Origin of the sequence: Streptomyces huasconensis (assembly GCF_021028635.1) — a bacterium.
GTDB lineage: Bacteria > Actinomycetota > Actinomycetes > Streptomycetales > Streptomycetaceae > Streptomyces > Streptomyces huasconensis.
The window spans coordinates 1309352-1328799 of sequence record NZ_CP086119.1 but is presented as its reverse complement, the minus strand read 5'-3'; the positions used below and the strand labels follow the sequence as shown (position 1 = coordinate 1328799).

At 71.6% G+C, this 19448-nt stretch carries 21 protein-coding genes; 16 read left to right on the top strand and 5 right to left on the bottom strand.

Annotated features, from left to right (window positions below; genetic code table 11):
- The first annotated feature begins 4 nt into the window (after nt 1-4).
- Nucleotides 5-547, top strand: a complete 543-nt coding sequence (locus J2N69_RS05935) for an arginine repressor (protein WP_030783109.1) — start codon at nt 5-7, stop codon at nt 545-547.
- A gap of 24 nt (nt 548-571) precedes the next feature.
- Here the strand turns inward: J2N69_RS05935 and J2N69_RS05930 are convergent, their stop codons facing one another.
- Both J2N69_RS05930 and J2N69_RS05925 read right to left on the bottom strand, forming a co-directional pair.
- Nucleotides 572-1555 carry a bile acid:sodium symporter family protein gene (locus J2N69_RS05930; protein ID WP_230899797.1) on the bottom strand — a complete coding sequence of 328 codons (984 nt, stop codon included), beginning with the start codon at nt 1553-1555 and terminating at the stop codon, nt 572-574.
- Nucleotides 1556-1768: 213 nt separating this feature from the next.
- Nucleotides 1769-2356 (bottom strand): pyridoxamine 5'-phosphate oxidase family protein, encoded by a 588-nt coding sequence (locus tag J2N69_RS05925; protein ID WP_230899796.1) that lies wholly within the window; start codon nt 2354-2356, stop codon nt 1769-1771.
- A gap of 181 nt (nt 2357-2537) precedes the next feature.
- Between J2N69_RS05925 and argH the strand changes: the two genes are divergently transcribed.
- From argH to J2N69_RS05905, 4 genes are all read left to right on the top strand, one after another.
- Complete coding sequence (gene argH / locus J2N69_RS05920; protein ID WP_230899795.1) at nt 2538-3968, top strand: argininosuccinate lyase; 1431 nt, start codon at nt 2538-2540, stop codon at nt 3966-3968.
- A 130-nt stretch (nt 3969-4098) separates the two neighbouring features.
- The gene (locus J2N69_RS05915) at nt 4099-5073 is read left to right on the top strand and encodes an aldo/keto reductase (protein ID WP_230899794.1); all 975 of its coding nucleotides are present in this window, start codon (nt 4099-4101) and stop codon (nt 5071-5073) included.
- Nucleotides 5074-5139: 66 nt separating this feature from the next.
- Nucleotides 5140-5691 (top strand): TetR/AcrR family transcriptional regulator, encoded by a 552-nt coding sequence (locus tag J2N69_RS05910; protein WP_230899793.1) that lies wholly within the window; start codon nt 5140-5142, stop codon nt 5689-5691.
- On the top strand, nt 5688-7247 hold the full coding sequence (locus J2N69_RS05905) for an MFS transporter (RefSeq protein WP_230899792.1): 1560 nt from the start codon (nt 5688-5690) through the stop codon (nt 7245-7247). Before J2N69_RS05910 ends, J2N69_RS05905 begins: the two co-directional genes overlap by 4 nt.
- Before the next feature lie 299 nt (nt 7248-7546).
- Here the strand turns inward: J2N69_RS05905 and J2N69_RS05900 are convergent, their stop codons facing one another.
- Nucleotides 7547-8167, bottom strand: coding sequence for a lysophospholipid acyltransferase family protein (locus J2N69_RS05900; protein ID WP_230899791.1), 621 nt, complete (start codon nt 8165-8167; stop codon nt 7547-7549).
- Nucleotides 8168-8623: 456 nt separating this feature from the next.
- Here J2N69_RS05900 and J2N69_RS05895 point away from each other — a divergent pair, with 456 nt between their 5' ends.
- From J2N69_RS05895 to J2N69_RS05880, 4 genes are all read left to right on the top strand, one after another.
- A complete protein-coding gene (locus J2N69_RS05895) occupies nt 8624-9805 on the top strand; it encodes a glycerophosphodiester phosphodiesterase (protein WP_230899790.1) in 1182 nt (393 codons plus the stop codon).
- A gap of 95 nt (nt 9806-9900) precedes the next feature.
- The gene (locus J2N69_RS05890; protein WP_230899789.1) at nt 9901-10440 is read left to right on the top strand and encodes an RNA polymerase sigma factor; all 540 of its coding nucleotides are present in this window, start codon (nt 9901-9903) and stop codon (nt 10438-10440) included.
- A 37-nt stretch (nt 10441-10477) separates the two neighbouring features.
- Nucleotides 10478-10984, top strand: a complete 507-nt coding sequence (locus tag J2N69_RS05885; RefSeq protein ID WP_230899788.1) for a GNAT family N-acetyltransferase — start codon at nt 10478-10480, stop codon at nt 10982-10984.
- A 98-nt stretch (nt 10985-11082) separates the two neighbouring features.
- Nucleotides 11083-11541: a hypothetical protein gene (locus tag J2N69_RS05880; protein WP_230899787.1), complete on the top strand. Its 459-nt coding sequence runs from the start codon at nt 11083-11085 to the stop codon at nt 11539-11541.
- A 49-nt stretch (nt 11542-11590) separates the two neighbouring features.
- Here J2N69_RS05880 and J2N69_RS05875 read toward each other — a convergent pair whose 3' ends face one another.
- Nucleotides 11591-12031: a hypothetical protein gene (locus J2N69_RS05875; RefSeq protein ID WP_230899786.1), complete on the bottom strand. Its 441-nt coding sequence runs from the start codon at nt 12029-12031 to the stop codon at nt 11591-11593.
- The gene (locus tag J2N69_RS05870) at nt 12024-12383 is read right to left on the bottom strand and encodes a hypothetical protein (protein WP_127911989.1); all 360 of its coding nucleotides are present in this window, start codon (nt 12381-12383) and stop codon (nt 12024-12026) included. The genes J2N69_RS05875 and J2N69_RS05870 overlap by 8 nt, the downstream gene beginning before the upstream one ends.
- Before the next feature lie 162 nt (nt 12384-12545).
- Between J2N69_RS05870 and J2N69_RS05865 the strand changes: the two genes are divergently transcribed.
- The 7 genes from J2N69_RS05865 to cbiE all read left to right on the top strand — a co-directional run bounded on the left by J2N69_RS05865 (nt 12546) and on the right by cbiE (nt 19291).
- Nucleotides 12546-13193: an HAD family hydrolase gene (locus J2N69_RS05865; protein ID WP_230899785.1), complete on the top strand. Its 648-nt coding sequence runs from the start codon at nt 12546-12548 to the stop codon at nt 13191-13193.
- A gap of 408 nt (nt 13194-13601) precedes the next feature.
- Nucleotides 13602-14660 carry a methionine ABC transporter ATP-binding protein gene (locus tag J2N69_RS05860; protein WP_230899784.1) on the top strand — a complete coding sequence of 353 codons (1059 nt, stop codon included), beginning with the start codon at nt 13602-13604 and terminating at the stop codon, nt 14658-14660.
- Nucleotides 14657-15403 (top strand): methionine ABC transporter permease, encoded by a 747-nt coding sequence (locus J2N69_RS05855; protein WP_230899783.1) that lies wholly within the window; start codon nt 14657-14659, stop codon nt 15401-15403. Before J2N69_RS05860 ends, J2N69_RS05855 begins: the two co-directional genes overlap by 4 nt.
- 70 nt (nt 15404-15473) lie before the next feature.
- On the top strand, nt 15474-16307 hold the full coding sequence (locus tag J2N69_RS05850; RefSeq protein WP_230899782.1) for a MetQ/NlpA family ABC transporter substrate-binding protein: 834 nt from the start codon (nt 15474-15476) through the stop codon (nt 16305-16307).
- Nucleotides 16308-16309: 2 nt separating this feature from the next.
- A complete protein-coding gene (locus tag J2N69_RS05845; RefSeq protein ID WP_230899781.1) occupies nt 16310-17167 on the top strand; it encodes a MetQ/NlpA family ABC transporter substrate-binding protein in 858 nt (285 codons plus the stop codon).
- A gap of 135 nt (nt 17168-17302) precedes the next feature.
- Nucleotides 17303-17947, top strand: coding sequence for a GNAT family N-acetyltransferase (locus tag J2N69_RS05840; protein ID WP_127911994.1), 645 nt, complete (start codon nt 17303-17305; stop codon nt 17945-17947).
- 129 nt (nt 17948-18076) lie between these two features.
- Nucleotides 18077-19291: a precorrin-6y C5,15-methyltransferase (decarboxylating) subunit CbiE gene (cbiE, locus tag J2N69_RS05835; protein ID WP_230899780.1), complete on the top strand. Its 1215-nt coding sequence runs from the start codon at nt 18077-18079 to the stop codon at nt 19289-19291.
- Nucleotides 19292-19448 lie beyond the last annotated feature (157 nt).

The following is a 19448-nucleotide window of genomic DNA, read 5'->3' as shown; positions in this document are numbered from 1 at the left end:
GACGATGAGCCAGGCGCAAGGCAACGAGCACGGCGATCACGCGGGTCCCGCCGTGCCGCAGACCCGCACCGCACGCCACCGCCGGATCGTGGACATCCTCAACCGGCAGCCGGTGCGCTCCCAGAGCCAGCTCGCGAAGCTGCTCGCCGACGACGGCCTGACCGTCACGCAGGCGACGCTCTCGCGGGACCTGGACGAGCTGAACGCCGTGAAGATCCGCAACGCCGAGGGCGACCTCATCTACGCGGTGCCGAGCGAGGGCGGCTTCCGCACCCCGCGCGCGCCGCTCGGGGAGTCGGCCAAGGAGGAGCGGATGCGCCGCCTCTCCGCGGAGCTGCTGATCTCCGCGGAGGCCTCGGCCAACCTCGTCGTGCTGCGGACGCCGCCGGGCGCCGCCCAGTTCCTGGCGTCCGCCATCGACCAGGCCGAACTGCACGACGTCCTCGGCACGATCGCGGGCGACGACACGCTGATGCTGATCAGCAGGGAGCCGGCGGGCGGCCAGGCGCTGGCGGACCACTTGCTGCGGCTGGCCTCCAACGAGTGACCCCGGGCCGCGCCCGGCCCGTCCTCAGCCACCGGACGGGCGTGCACTCCTGCGCGCCATCCACGCCGCCACCAGCGCCCCCGACACGTTGTGCCACACGGAGAACACCGCCGAGGGCAGCGCGGCCAGCGGGCTGAAGTGGGCCGTGGCCAGGGACGCCGCTAGGCCGGAGTTCTGCATGCCGACCTCGAAGGCCATGGCGCGGGAGGCGGGCGGGCCGAGGCGGGCCAGCTTGCCCGCGCCGTAACCGAGCGCGAGGCCGAGGCCGTTGTGCAGGAACACCGCGAGGAACACCAGTGCCGCGGCCGACTTGATGGCCGCGGCGCTGCCCGCGACCACGATGGCCACGATCGCGGCGATGGTCAGCGCCGACAGCCACGGCAGCGCGCCGAGGACCCGGTCGACGTACCGCCCGAAGAGCAGCCGCACGGCCAGGCCGCCGAGCACCGGCAGCAGCACGGTCTTCAGGATGTCCGTGACCATCGAGCCCGCGTCGACGGGCAGATACTCGCCCGCGAGCAGCAGCGTCAGCGGCGGCGTGACCAGCGGCGCGAGGACCGTCGAGACGGTGGCGACCGAGACGGACAGCGCCACGTCGCCGCGCGCCAGATACGTCACCACGTTCGACGCGGTGCCGCTCGGGGCGCAGCCCACCAGGATCACCCCCGCCGCCAACTGCGGGGAGAGCCCGAGCCCGTGGGCGATCAGCCAGCCGAGCCCCGGCATGATCACGTAGTGCGCGACGAGCCCGAGCGCCACCGCCCAGGGCCGCTTGACGACGCCCTGGAAGTCCAGCGGGGTCATGGTCAGCCCCATGCAGAACATCACCACGCCCAGCAGGTACGGGACGTGGGTGCCCCACCCTTCGAACGCCCCCGGCGCGGCGAGGCCGACGGCGCCAGCGGCCAGGACGAGGACGGGGAAGACGGTGACGGCGCGGCGGGCGGCCTTGTCGGCGCCGTCCGTGTCGTCGTCGGCGGGATGAGGGATCGTCTGTTCGGCTCGCACGGCGCGATGCAACGCCCCGGCCCCGCACCCGTGCAACCCCGTCTCGATATGTGGTCCCTACACGAAGAGCCGGGCCACCCAGCGCCTCGGCGGTGATGAGCCGGCTGCCACCGCCCGTCTCGGCCATCCGCTCGGGCAGCGGTGGCGCCGCGCCGGGCGCTGCCCCGGCCGTGCCGAGGGCGACGAGGGCGGCGGCGGCTCGGGGCGCATGCCTCAGACGCTGGAGGGCGGCAGTGGAAGCGGCAGCCCGGGAAGGCCGTCAATGCTCTGCGCGATGTACTCCTTCTTGCCGAAGTAGGCGCTCAGCGAGGCGTCGTCCTCCCGCCCGAAGCGCTTGCCGTGCAGATCGCGGTCCTCGTCGTACGTCATGAAGGGCACCGCGTAGCCGCAGCTGTCCCGGACGAGGTCGGCCGTCACGAGGATGATGGCGCGCAGGCCGTGCGGCGTGGGGTCGATGCCGGGGAAGTGGCCGAGCAGGTCCTTGAAGCGCGGGTCGTCACGGAAGACGGGTTCGCCGCGCCCGTGCACCCGCACGATGTTGGGCGGTCCCTGGAAGGCGCACCACATGAGCGTGATACGGCCGTTCTCGCGCAGGTGGGCGATGGTCTCGGCGCTGCTGCCCGCGAAGTCCAGGTAGGCGACGGTCAGTTCGTCGATGACGGCGAAGGAGCCCTTGAGGCCTTTGGGGGAGAGGTTGACCGTGCCGTCACCGGAGAGGGGAGCGGTCGCCGTGAAGAACATCGGCTGCTCCTCGATGAAGGCGCGGAGCCGGCCGTCTATGCGTGTGTACGTCTTTCCCATGGCGCCGAACCTATCGCCGAGGTCGTTCGACTGTCTAACAACTTCGGTGATCTGCCCCGTCGGGGCGGTCGGTGGATCGATGGGTCAATTGACGAATCATGCAGTCTTCTGCATGCTCATGCATGGCGCGTGCAGCGCGTACCAGTGAACCCGCAAGCGACAGCCCTGAGGAGCACGTGCAGTGAGCAGCAACAACGGCGGTGACGTCCGGCTCTGGGGCGGACGGTTCGCCGACGGGCCCGCCGAGGCCCTGGCCAAGCTGTCCGCGTCGGTCCACTTCGACTGGCGCCTCGCGCCGTACGACATCGCCGGCTCCCGCGCCCACGCGCGCGTGCTGCACAAGGCGGGGCTGCTCACCGCGGACGAACTGACCCGCATGCTGGCCGGGCTCGACCGGCTCGAAGCCGATGTGGCCGACGGTTCGTTCGTCGGGACCATCGCCGACGAGGACGTCCACACCGCCCTGGAGCGCGGTCTCCTGGAGCGGCTCGGCCCCGACCTCGGCGGCAAGCTGCGGGCCGGGCGCTCGCGCAACGACCAGGTGGCCACGCTCTTCCGGATGTACCTGCGCGACCACGCGCGGATCATCGGCGGCCTGATCGCCGACCTCCAGGACGCGCTCGTCGGCCTCGCCGAGGCCCACCCGGACGTCGCCATGCCGGGGCGCACGCACCTCCAGCACGCCCAGCCGGTGCTCTTCGCCCACCACGTCCTCGCGCACGTCCAGTCCCTGTCCCGGGACGCGGAGCGGCTGCGGCAGTGGGACACGCGGACGGCCGTCTCGCCGTACGGCTCGGGGGCGCTGGCCGGTTCCTCGCTCGGCCTCGACCCGGAGGCGGTCGCCGCGGAGCTCGGCTTCGAGCGCGGCAGCGCGGGCAACTCCATCGACGGCACGGCCTCCCGTGACTTCGTCGCGGAGTTCGCCTTCATCACCGCGATGATCGGCGTGAACCTCTCGCGGATCGCCGAAGAGGTCATCATCTGGAACACGAAGGAGTTCTCCTTCGTCACCCTCCACGACGCCTTCTCGACCGGTTCGTCGATCATGCCGCAGAAGAAGAACCCGGACATCGCCGAGCTGGCGCGGGGCAAGTCGGGCCGTCTGATCGGCAACCTCACGGGGCTCCTCGCCACGCTGAAGGCCCTGCCGCTCGCGTACAACCGCGACCTCCAGGAGGACAAGGAGCCGGTCTTCGACTCCTGCGACCAGCTGGAAGTCCTGCTGCCCGCCTTCACCGGCATGATGGCGACGCTCACCGTCCACCGCGAGCGCATGGAGGAGCTGGCCCCGGCCGGCTTCTCGCTCGCCACCGACATCGCCGAGTGGCTGGTCAGGCAGGGCGTGCCGTTCCGCGTCGCGCACGAGGTGGCGGGGGAGTGCGTGAAGGTCGCCGAGGCCGAGGGCAAGGAACTGGACGGTCTCACCGACGAGCAGTTCGCCGCGATCTCCGAGCACCTCACGCCCGAGGTCCGCACGGTCCTGAACGTGCCGGGCGCCCTCGCCTCCCGCAACGGCCGCGGCGGCACCGCCCCGTCCGCCGTCGCGGTCCAGCTCGCCGAGGTCAAGGCGGACCTGGCGGCGCAGCGGGAGTGGGCGAACGCGCGCGGGTGACGCGGGGCGTGGGATGACGCGGGGTGGGGCGGGTGACGCGGGGCGCAGGCGGTGACGTGGGGCGGGGCGGGTGACGCAGGGCGCGGGGGGTTACGTTGGCGGGAAGATCCCCAACGACGAGGAGCCCGCGATGCCCTTCGCCCGGCTGGCCGCAGCCACGACCCCGACCGCGCACATCGGGATGGGCCTCGCCGCCGTCGGCAGGCCCGGCTACATCACGCTGGGCCGCGAGAGCGACCTGCCGCCGTCCCGCAGCGTCGAGGCTTTGCGCGAACGCACCTTCGAACTCCTCGACGCCGCGTACGCCTCGGGGGTCCGCTACGTCGACGTGGCGCGTTCGTACGGCCGTTCCGAGGAGTTCCTCGCCGACTGGCTGCACGCGAGGCCGGACCACCGCGATGTCGTCGTCGGCAGCAAGTGGGGCTACACGTATACGGCCGACTGGCGCACCGACGTCGAGGGCCCGCACGAGGTCAAGGACCACAGTGTGGCCGCCTACGACCGGCAGCGCGCGGAGAGCGCCGCCCTGCTCGGCGACCGGCTCGACCTCTACCAGATCCACTCCGTCACGCCCGAGAGCCCGGCGCTCACCGACAAGGAACTCCACGCGCGTCTCGCCGCGCTGGCCGAGGAGGGCGTGACCGTCGGCCTCTCCGTGAGCGGCCCCGAGCAGGCGGCGGCGATCCGCGCCGCCCTTGAGGTCACCGTGGCCGGGGAACCGCTCTTCCGTACCGTCCAGGCCACGTACAACCTCCTGGAGACCTCGGTGGCGCCCGCACTCGCCGAGGCGCACGACGCGGGCCTCACCGTCATCGTCAAGGAGGCCATGGCCAACGGCCGCCTCGCCGCCCCGCACGCGCCCGCCGCGCTCCGCGAGGTCGCCGCGGAGACCGGGCTCGGCTGCGACGCCGTGGCCCTCGCCGCCGTGCTGCGCGCACCGTGGGCGGGCGTCGTCCTGTCCGGGGCGGCGACCCCGGTCCAGCTGGTCTCCAACCTGCACGCGGCCGCCGTCGACCTGGAAACGGGACACCTGGAGCGGCTCGCGCAGCTGGCGGAGGGGCCGCGGGAGTACTGGACGCGGCGGGCGAACCTGCCGTGGCACTGACCCCGTGAGCGCACCCTGAGACACCATTATGAGACATTTACGTCTCAAAGAGCGTAGAGTCGTCTCATGTCTGTCGATCGCGACCAGGTCCTGCGCAGCGCCGCGGCCCTGCTCACCCGAAAATCCACCTCCACCATGGACGAGGTCGCCCGCGCCGCAGGGATCAGCCGGGCGACCCTCCACCGCCACTTCGCGGGCCGCGACGCCCTCGTACGCGCCCTGGAGGAGCTCGGGCTCCAGGAGTGCGAGGCGGCCCTGGACCGGGCCGGACTCGGGGAGGGCAGCGCGCAGGACGCCCTGCGGCGCCTGGTGAAGGAGATCGAGCCCGCCGCCGGGCTCCTCGCGTTCCTCTACACCGAGAACCAGCTCTTCGAGGGCGAGGCGCAGAACGAGGGCTGGTCCCGGATCGACGCCCGGCTCGCCGCGCTCTTCCGGCGCGGCCAGGAGAGCGGGGAGTTCCGCTTCGACCTGACCCCAGCCTGGCTCACCGAGGCGCTCTACGGCCTCATCGGGTCGGGCGCCTGGGCCGTGCAGGACGGCCGGGTGGCGGCGAAGGACGTCTCGTACATGATCTCCGAGCTGCTGATCGGCGGCGCACGACGGAGAGTGGAGTCATGACCAGCACCCATCAGCGGGCGTCCGGGGCCGACGTGGAGCGCGGCCCCGGACGCTGGCTCGCGCTCGCCGTCCTCGTCCTCGCCGTGCTCCTGGTCGCCGTCGACGCGACCGTGCTCGGCCTGGCGACGCCGTACATCAGTGAGGACCTCAAGCCCTCCGGCACCCAGCTGCTGTGGATCGGCGACGTCTACTCCTTCGTCATCGCCGGCCTGCTGGTCTCCATGGGCAGCCTCGGCGACCGCATCGGCCGCAAGAAACTGCTGCTCACCGGAGCCGTCGCCTTCGGCGCGGTCTCGGTCCTCAACGCCTACGCCACGAGCCCGGAGCTGATGATCCTGGCCCGCGCGCTGCTCGGCGTCGCGGGCGCGACCCTGATGCCGTCGACCCTGGCGTTGATCCGCAACATCTTCCACGACCCGCGCGAGCGCAGCCTCGCGGTCGGCATCTGGGGCGCCATGGCCTCCGCCGGCGCGGCCGTGGGGCCGGTCGTCGGCGGCTTCCTGCTCGAACACTTCTGGTGGGGTTCGGTCTTCCTCATCAACCTGCCGGTGATGGCGGTGCTCGTCCTCGTCGGCATCAAGCTGCTGCCGGAGTCGAAGAACCCCGCGCCGGGCCCCTGGGACCTGGTCAGCGTCGCGCTGTCGCTCATCGGCATGATCGCCGTGGTGTACGCCATCAAGGAGGCGGCCGCGCACGGTCTGCGCTGGGACGTCGTGGTGGCGGCGGTCATCGGCGCGGCGGCGCTCACCTGGTTCGTACGCCGCCAACTGACCCTCCCGGCGCCCCTGCTGGACATGCGGCTCTTCCGCAACCGGGGTTTCTCCGGGGCGGTGCTCGCCGACCTGCTGACCGTCCTCGGCCTCTCCGGCCTGGTCTTCTTCCTTTCCCAGTTCCTGCAACTGGTCCAGGGCAGGCGGCCGTTCGAGGCGGGCCTCGCCGAACTGCCGGCCGCGGTGGGCGCGGTGGGGGCGGGCCTGATCGCGGGCATGGTCGCGCGGCGCTTCTCCGTCCGTGTGGTGGTCGCGGGCGGCCTCGCGGCGGTGGGCCTCGCGCTCGCCGCGCTCACCGGTCTGAGCGAGCACACCGGCTACCCGCTGCTGGGGGCCTCGCTCCTGGTCGTCGGCATCGGCGCGGGCTTCTCGTTCACGGTGACCGCCGACGTCATCCTGTCCAGCGTCCCCAAGGAACAGGCCGGCGCGGCCTCCGCGGTCTCGGAGACGGCGTACGAACTGGGCGCGGCGCTCGGCATCGCCCTCCTCGGCTCCATCGTCACCGGCGTCTACCGCGACTTCACGGCCCCCGCCGGCACTCCGCCCGACGTGGCGTCGGCGTCCCACGAGTCCCTGGGCGGCGCGGTGGAGTCGGTGACGGCCCTGCCACCCCACGAGGCGGACGCGCTCCTGGCGGCGGCCCGCACGGCGTTCGTGGACGGCCTCAGCCTGGCGGCGACGGTCGGCGCGGCGGTCCTCCTGGCAACGGCGGTAGCGGCATGGTTCCTCCTGAAGGGCCAAAAACTGGAAGAAAGCCCACTCCCCACGGAGGACGACGCCCCGTGAGGGCCGCGCCAGCGACAGGCGGGGCTGCGGGCCAGCCCCGCCCAGGGGCGCGGGGAACGGCGCGAGCAACCCCGACGAACCCGCAGTGACGCACCGGGGCCAGCCCCGGTCAGGGGCGCGGGGAACGGCGCGAGCAACCGCAACCAACCCGCACACGCCCCCCGCACTCGCCCCCACCCCGCCCCGCACCCCCAACACCCGCCTCACCCCAAAAACAAAAAACGCCCGCCCCGGCCCGAAGGGCAAAGCCCCCCGCACCGACGCGGGCGCACAAACCAAACCGCCCAAGCCCCGCAGGGCTACGCCGCCTTCGCCTTGGTGGCGTACATGTCCACGTACTCCTGCCCGGACAGCCGCATGACCTCCGCCATCACGGAGTCCGTCACCGCCCGCAGCACATACCGGTCCCGGTCCATCCCCTCGTACCGAGAGAACTCCATCGCCTCACCGAACCGCACCGTCACCTTGCCCGGCCGCGGCAGCCCCTTGCCGCCGGGCTGCAGCTTGTCCGTGCCGATCATCGCGAACGGCACGACCGGCGCACCGGTCATCAGCGTCAGCCGCGCGATGCCCGTACGCCCCCGGTACAGCCGCCCGTCGGGCGACCGCGTGCCCTCGGGGTAGATGCCGAAGACCTTGCCGTCGTCGAGAATGCGCCGCCCGGTCATCAGCGCCGCGACACCGCCGCGCCCGCCGTCCCGGTCCACCGGGATCATGCCGACGCCGGTGAAGAACCACGCCATCAGGCGGCCCTTGAGACCCTTGCCGGTGACGTACTCGTCCTTGCCGATGAAGAACACCGGGCGGTTGGTCACCAGCGGCAGGATCATCGAGTCGATGAACGTCAGGTGGTTCCCGGCCAGAATGACGGGCCCGGTCCCGGGGATGTTCTCGGCGCCTTCTACCCGTGGGCGGAACATCAGGCGCAAGATCGGTCCGAGCACTGCCTTGATGAGCGCTAGACGGGACAACAGGCCCTCCGGTGTCAACGGGTCGACGGCGAGTAGGTGACGAGTAAGTGCAGGTGAGTACGGTACTCGCGGGTCACCGCCGTTTGCACATCGGGTTCACGCACCCGATACGCAGTGTTGACACGGCTCTGCGCCACGTCGCTCCGGGTCGTGGCCCTAGCGACGACCGTATCCCCGTGGGAACGGTGTGGCCCGAAGTAGTGGTGCTTGTCACCCACACACTTCTCTCTGCGTAGCGGCCGTGCCGCACGGACCGGGCCCGGCCGCAGCCTCCATGGTGCGCCCACTCGCCATGTCGCGTCACCCCGCCGTTCGGTCCGGGGTCTCCCACCCGTCACTCGCGGCCACCTACGATCAGTCCCGCTTTGTCAGGTGCAAGGCGGATGCACAACGGGAGGAACGCCAATGGCGACGCAGGAGTCGGGTCAGCAGCAGCCGGGGACGGGCCGGGGACGCCGAGCGGTACTGGGAGCGGCGCTCCTCGGCGCGGGCGCCGCCGCGGTCGGCCTGCCGGGAGTGGCGAGAGCCGACGAGCGGCACGGGCCGGGGCACGGACACGGGCACGGCTACGAGAGCCTGCCCAAGCCCACCGTCGTCGCGCACCGAGGGGCCAGCGGCTACCGCCCCGAACACACCATCGGCTCCTACCAGCTCGCCCTGGACATGGGCGCGCACGTCATCGAGCAGGACGTCGTACCCACCAAGGACGGCCATCTCGTATGCCGTCACGAGAACGACATCACCGGGACGACGGACGTCGCCGCGCGCCCCGAGTTCGCCTCCCGCAAGACCACCAAGTCCGTGGACGGCGTCAAGCTCACCGGCTGGTTCACCGAGGACTTCACGCTCGCCGAGCTGAAGACGCTGCGCGCCAAGGAGCGCATCCCGGGCACCCGCCGGCACAACACCCTCTACGACGGCCGCTGGGACATCCCCACCCTCGAAGAGGTCTTCGAGTGGGCCGAGAAGGAGGGCCGCAGGCGCGGCCGGCAGATCTGGCTGCACATCGAGACCAAGCACCCCACGTACTTCCGCCAGTTGGGCCTCGGCCTCGAAGAGCCGCTTGCCAAGCTCCTGCGCCGCTACGGCCGCCACAAGAAGAACTCGCCGAACTTCCTCCAGTCCTTCGAGCCCGGCAGCATCCAGCGCCTGGCCAAGCTGGTCGCCGCGCCCCGCGTCGTGCTCCTGTCCAGTGCGAACTCCCGGCCGTGGGACTTCGTCGAGGCGGGCGACCCGCGCACCGTCGCCGACCTGATCAAGCCCGAGGGCCTGGCGTGGTTGGCGCGCTTCGCACAGGGCATCGGCCCGACCCTCGACCTGATCATCCCGAAGAAGGCCGACGGCAGCCTCGGCACGCCGACCACGCTCGTCGCGGACGCGCACGAGGCGGACCTCATCCTGCACCCGTACACGATGCGCAACGAGAACACCTTCCTGCCCGCGAACTTCAGGAAGGGCACCGACCCGGCCGCCTACGGAGACGCCTTCGGGGCCTTCAAGGCCTACTTCGAGACGGGCATCGACGGCATCTTCTCCGACAACCCGGACACCGCGCTGCTGGCCGCCGCGGACTTCGCCAAGGACTGAGCGACGCCCGTCAACGGCCGTGGGGACGCCCCCGGTTGGGGTGAGAGACGGCCGCTCCGGAAACCTTCCGCCGGAGCGGCCGCGTCCCGTCGTGCATGACGTACGAGCCCATCCCCACGCTCATCCCCACCCTCATCCCCACGCTGCGTCCGCTGCTCGCCGCCGAGGCGTCCGCGGAGGCCCTCGACTCCGGTGCCGACGCGGGCGACCTCGAACAGGCCGTCTGGCTGCGCCTGCTGGAGCGCCTGGAGTCCGACGGCCCGCCCACCGACCCGGCGCTGTGGCTGCGCGGCGCCGTCCAGTCCGAGGCGCGCCGCTCCCGGCACGCCAGCCGGCGCGAGGTGGCGTACGCGGCCGAGCCCGCCGACGACGCCGACCGCGGCCCCGAGCAGCGCGCCCTGACCGCCGACCGGCACCGCACCCTGCACGCCGCGGTCCGCAGGCTGCCCGGCCGCTGCCCCCGTCTCCTGGCGGCGCTGCTGTCCCCCAAGGACCTCACCTACCGTGAGATCGCAGGGGAGTTGGGAATGTCACAGGGGAGTCTGGGACCGGAACGTTCCCGATGCCTGGGATGCCTGCGCAGAATGCTGGCGGCGGAGGTTGCGGCTCCTGCACCGCGGGGAAGGGAGCGTTAGACAACCGGTGGAGCAGGTGAGCGGGAGGCATGCACACATGGGCATGAGCGTGACCATCTCGGAGGCGGCGTCCGAAGCGGACGCCGAACAGATCCTCAAACTGCAGTACCTCTGCTACCAGAGCGAGGCCGAGCTCTACGGCGACTACTCGATCGAGCCGCTGACCCAGTCCCTTGACTCCGTCAAGGCCGAAGTCGCCTCGGACACCGTCCTGGTGGCCCGGCTCGGCGACGAGGTGGTGGCCTCCGTGCGCGGCACCGTCGACGCCGACGGCACGGCGCGGATCGGCAAGCTCATCGTCCACCCCCGCCTGCAGCGGCACGGCCTCGGCGGCCGGCTCCTCAACGCCATCGAGCGACAGCTCGGCGCGAACAGCACGACCAAGAGCTTCCAGCTCTTCACCGGCCACCGCAGCGAACAGAACCTCCAGCTCTACCGCAAGCACGGCTACGCCCCCGTGAAGACCCAGCGGGTCAACGACCGGCTCACCGTCGTGACCCTCGCCAAGGACTCCGACGCCCGCGCGTACGCGGCGAGCGCCTGACGCACCCCGGCCCGGCGGCGCAAGCCGCCGGCCCCGGCCGGCAGCGGGCTCACGGCCGGCTTCCCGCGGTGTCAGTGGCGGCTGCCAGGATGACCGTCATGACGATCAAGGACGTAGCGCGGCATGAAGTGAGTGAGCCGCGGATCGAAGAGGCGCTGGAGAACATCCGGCGGCGGGCCCACCACCGCTGGCACACCATGCGATACGACTGTTACTCCGACGAGGAGATGCAGGCACTGCGCGACGATCTCCTGGACCACGTAGCCGCCCGGACGGTGGCGGACGCCGAGCCCGGCACCGCCCCCTCGGACGTCGTTCTGCGCACCGCGGCCGAGTGCGCCCTCGGACTCCTGAGCCTGGGCTGCTACCCCAACGGCGACCAGGAGATCTCCTTCAGCCTCATCGACGAGGAGCTCAGCAGCGAAGACACGGACTTCGAGGCCCGAAGGGCATCTGCCCCGCCACTGGCCGTCGGTAACGCTGTGCAAGCCGAATGCCGGCGAGCCCACCGACGGGCAGCGAGCGCCCCGGAAGCCAAGCCGTCGGCCGGCGGCTGAGACCGGCGCCCTCACCGGGCGCGGCGCCGGGACGCGACGAGCGGCCCCGCTAGCGTCCCGTCCGCCGCGCGCGGAGCAGCCAGAAGATCGCCGTCACCGGCAGGATCACCGGGATGAACAAGTAGCCCATTCCGAAGTCCGACCACACCGTGGCGTCCGGGAAGGCGGACGGCTCCGCCAGCGTCCACGTGCCGACGGCCAGCACGCCCACCAGCTCGGCGGCGCAGCACACCAGCGCCGCCTTGCGGGCCGTGTCGCCGCCGCGCACCAGGGAGTACGTGATGAAGCCGTAGACGAGGCCCGCGAGTGCCGAGAGGGAGTACGCGAGCGGGGCCTTGTCGAAGTCCGTCGAGATCTGTACCGCCGAGCGCGACACCGCGCCGACGACCATCACGCCGTACAGCCACAGCAGCAGGATGCCCGGCCCGGTGATCAGCTTCCGGCGGCCGTCGGCAGGCGCGCTCTTCTTGGTGTCCGCCACCTCAGCCACCCCAGATGTCGTAGAGCCGTACCTGGAGCACGGCGAGGACCACGCCGCCCGCGGCGACCGTGAGCGAACCCCAGCGCGTGCGCTCGGCCAGCGACATGAAGCCCGCCACCGGTACGCACGCGAAGGAGCCCAGCAGATACGCCACGAAGATCGTCGTGCCCTGTTCCGGGTCCTCGCCGCGCGCGAGCTGGACAATGCCGACGACCAGCTGGACCAGCGCGAGCAGCGTCACCACGCCCATGCCGATGAAGTGCCAGTCCTTGGTCGGCTGGTCGCGGTAGGCGGCGAAACCGCACCAGGCGGCGAGGGCGAGCGCGGCCACGGCGGTCGCGATCGTCAGGGCAACAAGCATGTCGGTGACTTTATTACGGGCCCTTTGACCCGATGCGCCTGCCCCCGCAGTGCCCGGACCGCGGGATGCGGCGTGCCCGGGCCGCCTCCCCCCGGAGTGCCCGGACCGCCGGGCCCAGGGTCCTCGTACCGCGCCCCGAGGTGACCCGTACGCTCGGACACCATGAAGATCGAGGCTGAAGCGCTCCTGTTCGACAACGACGGCACCCTCGTCTCCTCCCTGGAGTCGGTGTACCGCTGCTGGACGCGGTGGGCGCGGGAGTACGGGATCACCGCCGAGGAGTTCGCCCGCGTCGAGCTGCACGGCCGCCCCGCCGCCGAGATAGCCGCCGACCTGCTGCCCCCGGAGCAGGTCGCCGGGGCCGTCGCCCGCATCGAGGAGCTGGAGGTCTCGGACGTGGCCGGCGGTGTCCGCCTGCTGCCCGGCACCCGCGAGCTGCTGGAGTCGCTGCCCGCGGACCGCTGGGCCGTGGTCACCTCCGCGACCCGCGTCCTGGCCGAGGCCCGGCTCGCCGAGGTCGGCATCCGGCCCGGACTGCTGATCGCCGCCGACGACATCACGCGCGGCAAGCCCGACCCCGAGCCCTACCTGCTCGCCGCCGAGAAGCTCGGCGCCGCCCCGGCCCGCTGCGTGGTCTTCGAGGACGCCCCGGCAGGCCTGCAGGCCGGGCGGGCCGCGGGCATGACCACCGTGGCCTTGGCCACAACCCACGCCGCCGCCGAACTGTCCGCGGACGTCGTGGTCAAGGACCTCTCCGCCGTGTCCGCGCAGGCCACGTCCGGTGCCGTGGAGATCACCGTCGTCGGCTGACCGTCCGGCGCGCGCGGCCCGGCCCGGTCCCACCGCTGTCCGCTATACGGACAGCGGTGGCGGACGGCGACCTCACGCGTGTTTTACTTGGGCCCATGACCACGACGAGCAGCCGCACCCCTGCGACCGAGGCGACGATGACGCCCGGTGCTCGTTGTATGTGTCGAATGTGCGCCTTCTGAGGGCCCCCGCACCACGAAGAGCATCGCGCCCCGAAGCGAAGCCGCTGTGCCGCACCTCCCGCACGACGTACGCGACGAAAGAGCCGTACTGACGCAGGAAGCGAGCCTGCCCCGCGCACACGTCCTCCGGTTCCCTTCGCCACCGCGAGAACCGTGCCGCGTTCCGAACGAATGCCCCGTGCCCGGCGACACCCGCGCCGCGCACTCGACAGTGACGGAATCCCCTGTGATCACCACTTCCGGCCTCACCAAGGTCTACCGCTCACGCGGTCGTGAAGTAACCGCCCTCGACGGAGTCGACCTGCACGTCCGCGAGGGCGAGGTGTACGGCGTCATCGGCCAGTCCGGCGCCGGCAAGTCCTCCCTCATCCGCTGCGTCAACCTCCTGGAGCGCCCCACCTCCGGCACCGTGACCGTCGCGGGCCAGGACCTCACGGCCCTCGCCGGACGCGGCCCGCGCGCGGGCAAGGAGCTGCGCCGGGCGCGCAGCCGCATCGGGATGGTCTTCCAGCACTTCAACCTGCTGTCCTCGCGCACCGTCCAGGACAACGTCGAACTGCCCCTGGAGATCCTCGGCCTCTCCGGCCAGGAGCGCTCCCGCAAGGCCCTCGAACTCCTCGATCTCGTCGGCCTCGCCGACAAGGCGAAGTCCTACCCGGCGCAGCTCTCCGGCGGCCAGAAGCAGCGCGTCGGCATCGCCCGCGCGCTCGCCGGCGACCCGAAGGTGCTGCTCTCCGACGAGGCGACCAGCGCCCTGGACCCGGAGACCACCCGCTCCATCCTCCAGCTCCTGCGCGACCTCAACCGGCAGCTCGGCCTGACCGTCCTGCTCATCACGCACGAGATGGACGTCGTCAAGAGCGTCTGCGACTCCGCCGCCCTCATGGAGCGCGGCCAGATCGTCGAGTCCGGCACCGTCAGCGAACTCCTCGCGACGCCCGGCTCCGAACTCGCCGCCGCGCTCTTCCCCGTCAGCGGCGACACCACCGGCGAGAACCGCACCGTCGTCGACGTGACGTTCCTCGGTGAGGCCGCGACCCGGCCCGTCATCTCGCAGCTGTCGCGCACGTACAACATCGACATCTCGATCCTCGGCGCCGCGATGGACACCGTCGCGGGCAAGCAGGTCGGCCGCATGCGCATCGAACTGCCCGGCCGCTTCGAGGACAACGTGGTCCCGATCGGGTTCCTGCGCGAGCAGGGCCTCCAGGTCGACATCGCGGCCGAGGACCCCGTGCCCGCGCCCCGCAACGAGACGCTGCTGGTCAAGGAAGGTGCCAAGTGACCTGGTCGGAGATGCGTCCCCTGCTGGAGCAGGCGTGTTGGGACACCCTCTACATGGTGGGCTGGTCGACGCTGATAGCCGTCGTCGCCGGACTGCCGCTCGGCATCCTGCTCGTCCTCACCGAGCGCGGCGCGCTGCTGCAGAACGCCGTACTGAACAAGGTCATCGGGCAGGTCGTGAACATCGCCCGCTCGATGCCGTTCATCATCCTCATGGTCGCCCTGATGGGCTTCACGCGCTGGATCACCGGCACCACGATCGGCCGCGAGGCCGCCCTCGTGCCGCTCGCCGTCGGCGCCATCCCGTTCTTCGCGCGGCTCGTGGAGACCTCGATCCGTGAGGTCGACGGCGGGCTCGTCGAAGCCGTGCAGTCGATGGGCGGCTCCACCTGGACCGTCGTACGCAAGGTCCTCGTCCCCGAGTCGCTGCCCTCGCTGATCTCGGGCGCCACCACCACGATCGTCGCCCTCATCGGCTACTCCGCGATGGCGGGCACGGTCGGCGGCGGCGGCCTCGGCGACCTCGCGCTGCGCTACGGCTACCAGCGCTTCGAGACCGAGCTGATGTGGATCACCGTGGCGATCCTCGCCGTGGTCATCTCGATCATCCAGTTCGCGGGCGACTACGCCGCCCGCAGGCTCCACAAGCGCGGCGGCGGCTCCGGTCCGCTGCTGCTGTTCCGGCCGCTGCGCGGCGTGCTCCCCGGCACCGCCGCCGCGGAGTCGCACACCAAGACCGGCTGACCTCCCCGCCACCCACGCGGGGCCGCACCACCGGCACCACCGGCACCATCCATGGAGAAAGGCACTTTTCGTGCGTAACACCGCCAAGATCACCACCGCTGTCCTCGCCGCCGGAGCCCTCACCCTCGGGCTCGGCGCCTGCGGCTCCGACAAGGGCTCCGCGGGCGACAAGGACGGCCCGCTCGTCGTCGCCGCCACCCCGACGCCGCAGGGCCAGATCCTGGACTACGTCCAGAAGAACCTCGCCAAGAAGGCCGGCCTCGACCTCGAGGTCCGCGAGTTCACCGACTACGTCACGCCGAACACCGCCGTCCAGCAGGGCGAGGTCTTCGCGAACTACTTCCAGCACAAGCCGTACCTGGACGACTTCAACAAGAAGAACGGCACGGACGTCGTCCCCGTCCCGAACGGCACCGTGCACCTGGAGCCGCTCGGCGTGTACTCGAAGAAGGTCAAGAAGCTCGGCGAGCTGAAGGACGGCGCCACCGTCGCCGTCCCCAACGACACCACGAACGAGGCCCGCGCCCTCAAGCTCCTCGCCGACAACGGCCTCATCGAGCTCAAGAAGGGCGTCGGTTACGAGGCGACCCCCAAGGACGTCGCGAAGAACCCGAAGAACCTCAAGTTCAAGGAGCTGGAGGCCGCCCAGCTGCCCCGCTCCCTGAGCGATGTCGACGCCGCGGTGATCAACGGCAACTACGCCCTGGAGGCCGAACTCAGCCCCGCCAAGGACGCCCTCGTCGCCGAGAAGGCCAAGGGCAACCCCTACGGCAACTTCCTCGCCGTGAAGAAGGGCGACGAGAACGACCCGCGCGTGAAGAAGCTGGCCAAGCTCCTCACCTCGCCCGAGGTCAAGAAGTTCATCGCCGAAAAGTACGACGGCGCCGTCGTCGCCGCGTTCTGATCATGCGTACGTCCGTCATCGCCGCCGCCGCGGGCACCCTCGCCCTCACGCTGGGCCTCACCGCGTGCGGCGGCGGCCCGGACCGGGGCTCCGACGACGGCCGGCTCGTCGTCGGGGCCACCCCGACCCCGGCCGGCGAAGTCCTCACGTACATCCAGGACAACCTCGCGAAGAAGGCGGGGCTCGACCTGGAGATCAAGGAGTTCACGGACTACGTCACGCCGAACACCGCGCTCCAGGAGGGCTCGCTCGACGCCAACCTGTACCAGCACGCCCCGTACCTCAAGGACTTCAACGCGTCCAAGAAGACGGACCTGGTGCCGGTCGCCGAGGCCTACCTGCCGCCCATGGGCGTGTACGTGAAGAAGGCCGGGGATGCCAAGGCCACGAAGGACATCGGCAAGCTGCGGACGGGCGCGACCGTCGCCGTCCCCAACGACACGACCAACGAGGGCCGGGCGCTCCAGCTCCTCGCCGCCAAGGGCGTCATCGGGCTCAAGAAGGGCGTCGGCGGTACCGCGACGCCCGAGGACATCACGTCCAACCCGAAGAAGCTCACCATCAAGCCGCTCGACCCGGCACAGCTGCCGCGCTCGCTCGACGACCTCGACGCGGCCGTCATCAACAACAACTACGCCCTCGACGCCGGACTCAGCCCCAAGAAGGACGCCATCCTCCTGGAGTCCCCGAAGGGCAATCCGTACAACAACGTCCTCGTCGTCAAGAAGGGCGACGAGGGCGACCCGCGGGTGCAGAAACTGGCGAAGCTGCTCACCTCGCCCGAGGTGAAGCGGTTCATCGAAAACAAGTACAAGGGCTCGGTCCTGCCCGTCGAAAAAGCGGCCCGCGAAGGGAACTGACGCACAGTCCGCTCCCGCCCGCACCACGGGGTCCCCTCCTGAGGAAGGAGCGGACCCCGTGGTGCGTCCACGCGCCGACATGCTGCATGCTGGGCACTTCAGCAGGCCCGAGGGTTCCAGGTTACGGAGCGGCGCATGACAACCACCTTCCCCGACATCTCCATCAGCACGGAGCGGTTGGTGCTGCGCCCGTTCGAGGACGCCGACGTCCCCGCGTACGCCGAGATGATGAACGACGAGATGGTCACCGCCTGGACCTCCGTCCCCCAGCCCTACACCGAGGCCGACGCCCGCGACTGGATCACCCGCCTCGCCCCCGCCGAGCGCACCGAGGGCCGCGGCATCGCCCTCGCCGTCACGGAGTTCCTCACCCAGCGCCTGGTCGGCGTCGTCCACCTGCGCAACACCGACTGGCGGGTGCGCGCCAGCGAACTCAGCTACGTCGTCGCCCCCTGGGCCCGCGGCGAGGGCTACGCCTCGGAGGCCGCGCTCGCCACCGCCCAGTGGCTCTTCAGGGACCAGGCGTTCGAACGCATCGAGCTGCGCACCGCCGCCGACAACACCGCCGCCCAGCAGGTCGCCCAGAAGATCGGCTGCATCAGCGAGGGCGTCCTGCGCGGCGCCTGGATAGCGCGGATGAGAAACGGCGGCGACCCGTTCGGCGGCTGGCTGGAGGTCCGCACCGACCTCATCGTGTGGAGCCTGCTCCCCGAGGACCTCGAAGGCGTCAGCGACAACCTCGCCGACAGCGGCTTCTCCGCCTACTCCGACTGGAACTGAGCCCGGCCCGCGGCCCTCCCGGCACCCCCGAGTAACACCAGGTACGCTCGCCCCTGGCCGCGCGCGCGGTCGCTCCCGCAGCCACCGCCCCGCACTGAAGACCCGCGAGAACCCAGGAGACAGACGACGATGGCCGACCGGGTCACGGTGATCGGCTGGGACGGTACGCCGCTGACCGCCGCGGCACGCTCCGCGCTCAGCGCCGCCACGCTCGTGGCGGGCGCCGCCCACCACCTGGCACTGGACGAGATCCCCGCCCGCGCCGAGCGCATCCGCCTCGGCAGCGTGGGCCTCGCCGCCCGCCGCATCGCCGCCCACCGCGGCACCGCCGTGGTCCTCGCCGACGGCGACCCCGGCTTCTTCGGCGTCGTACGCACCCTGCGCGCCCCCGAGTTCGGCCTCGAGGTCGAAGTGGTGCCCGCCGTCTCCTCCGTCGCCCAGGCCTTCGCCCGCGCGGGCATGCCGTGGGACGACGCCGAGGTCGTCGTCGCCCATCGCCGCACCCTGCGCCGCGCCGTGAACGTCTGCCGCGCCCACACCAAGGTCGCCGTCCTCACCTCGCCCGGCGCGGGCCCCGCCGAGCTGAGCCTGCTGCTCCAGGGCGTCCACCGCACCTTCGTCATCTGCGAGGAACTCGGCACCGACCGCGAGCGGGTCACCGTCGTCACGTCCGACAAGGCCGCCGACCACACGTGGCGCGACCCGAACGTCGTCATCGTCATCGGCGGGAGCGCCGCCGCGTCCGACACCGGCTGGATCGCCGGGCGCGAACCGGCGGCCTCCCCGCGTGGCTGGGCGCTGCCCGCCGCCGAGTACGGCGGGGACATCTGGCTCGGCGAAGGGGAGAACGACCGGCTGAGGGCCGCCCAACTCGCCCGGCTCGGGCCGCGCGTGGGGGACCTCGTCTGGGACATCGGCTGCGGCAGCGGCGCCTTCACCGCGGAGGCGGCCCGCTTCGGGGCCGCCGTGATCGCCGTCGACCACGACGCCGATGCCCTCGGCCGGACCACCGCCGCCGTGCGCCGCTTCGGCGTCCAGGCACAGACCGTGCACGGCGTCGCGCCGCACGTCCTCGAAGACCTGCCCGAACCCGACGTCGTACGGGTCGGGGGCGGGGGAGCCGCGGTCGTCTCCGCGGTCGCCGACCGGCGCCCCGAGCGCATCGTCACGCACGCCGCGACACGCGACGCGGCCGAGCTGATCGGCAGGGATCTCTCCGAGCACGGGTACTCCGTCGAGTGCGCCCTCCTCCAGTCCGTGGAGCTCGACACCCGCGCCTGGCGGGAGGAGAAGCGGACCGTGGCATTCCTGCTCTCCGGGCGCCTCCCGGACCGTTCCCCGTGACCCCGGCGCGGCAGGGCGCGAGGTAGGCTGGCCGATCGTTGTACCGCACCCGGGTGCCCGGCACTTCGTTGGTCAAGGTCCGGAAAGTCCACCCGTTTTGGGGGGCCTGTGTGGTACGGCAGGACCGGAGGGACGCGCAACGTGGCGCAGTCCACAG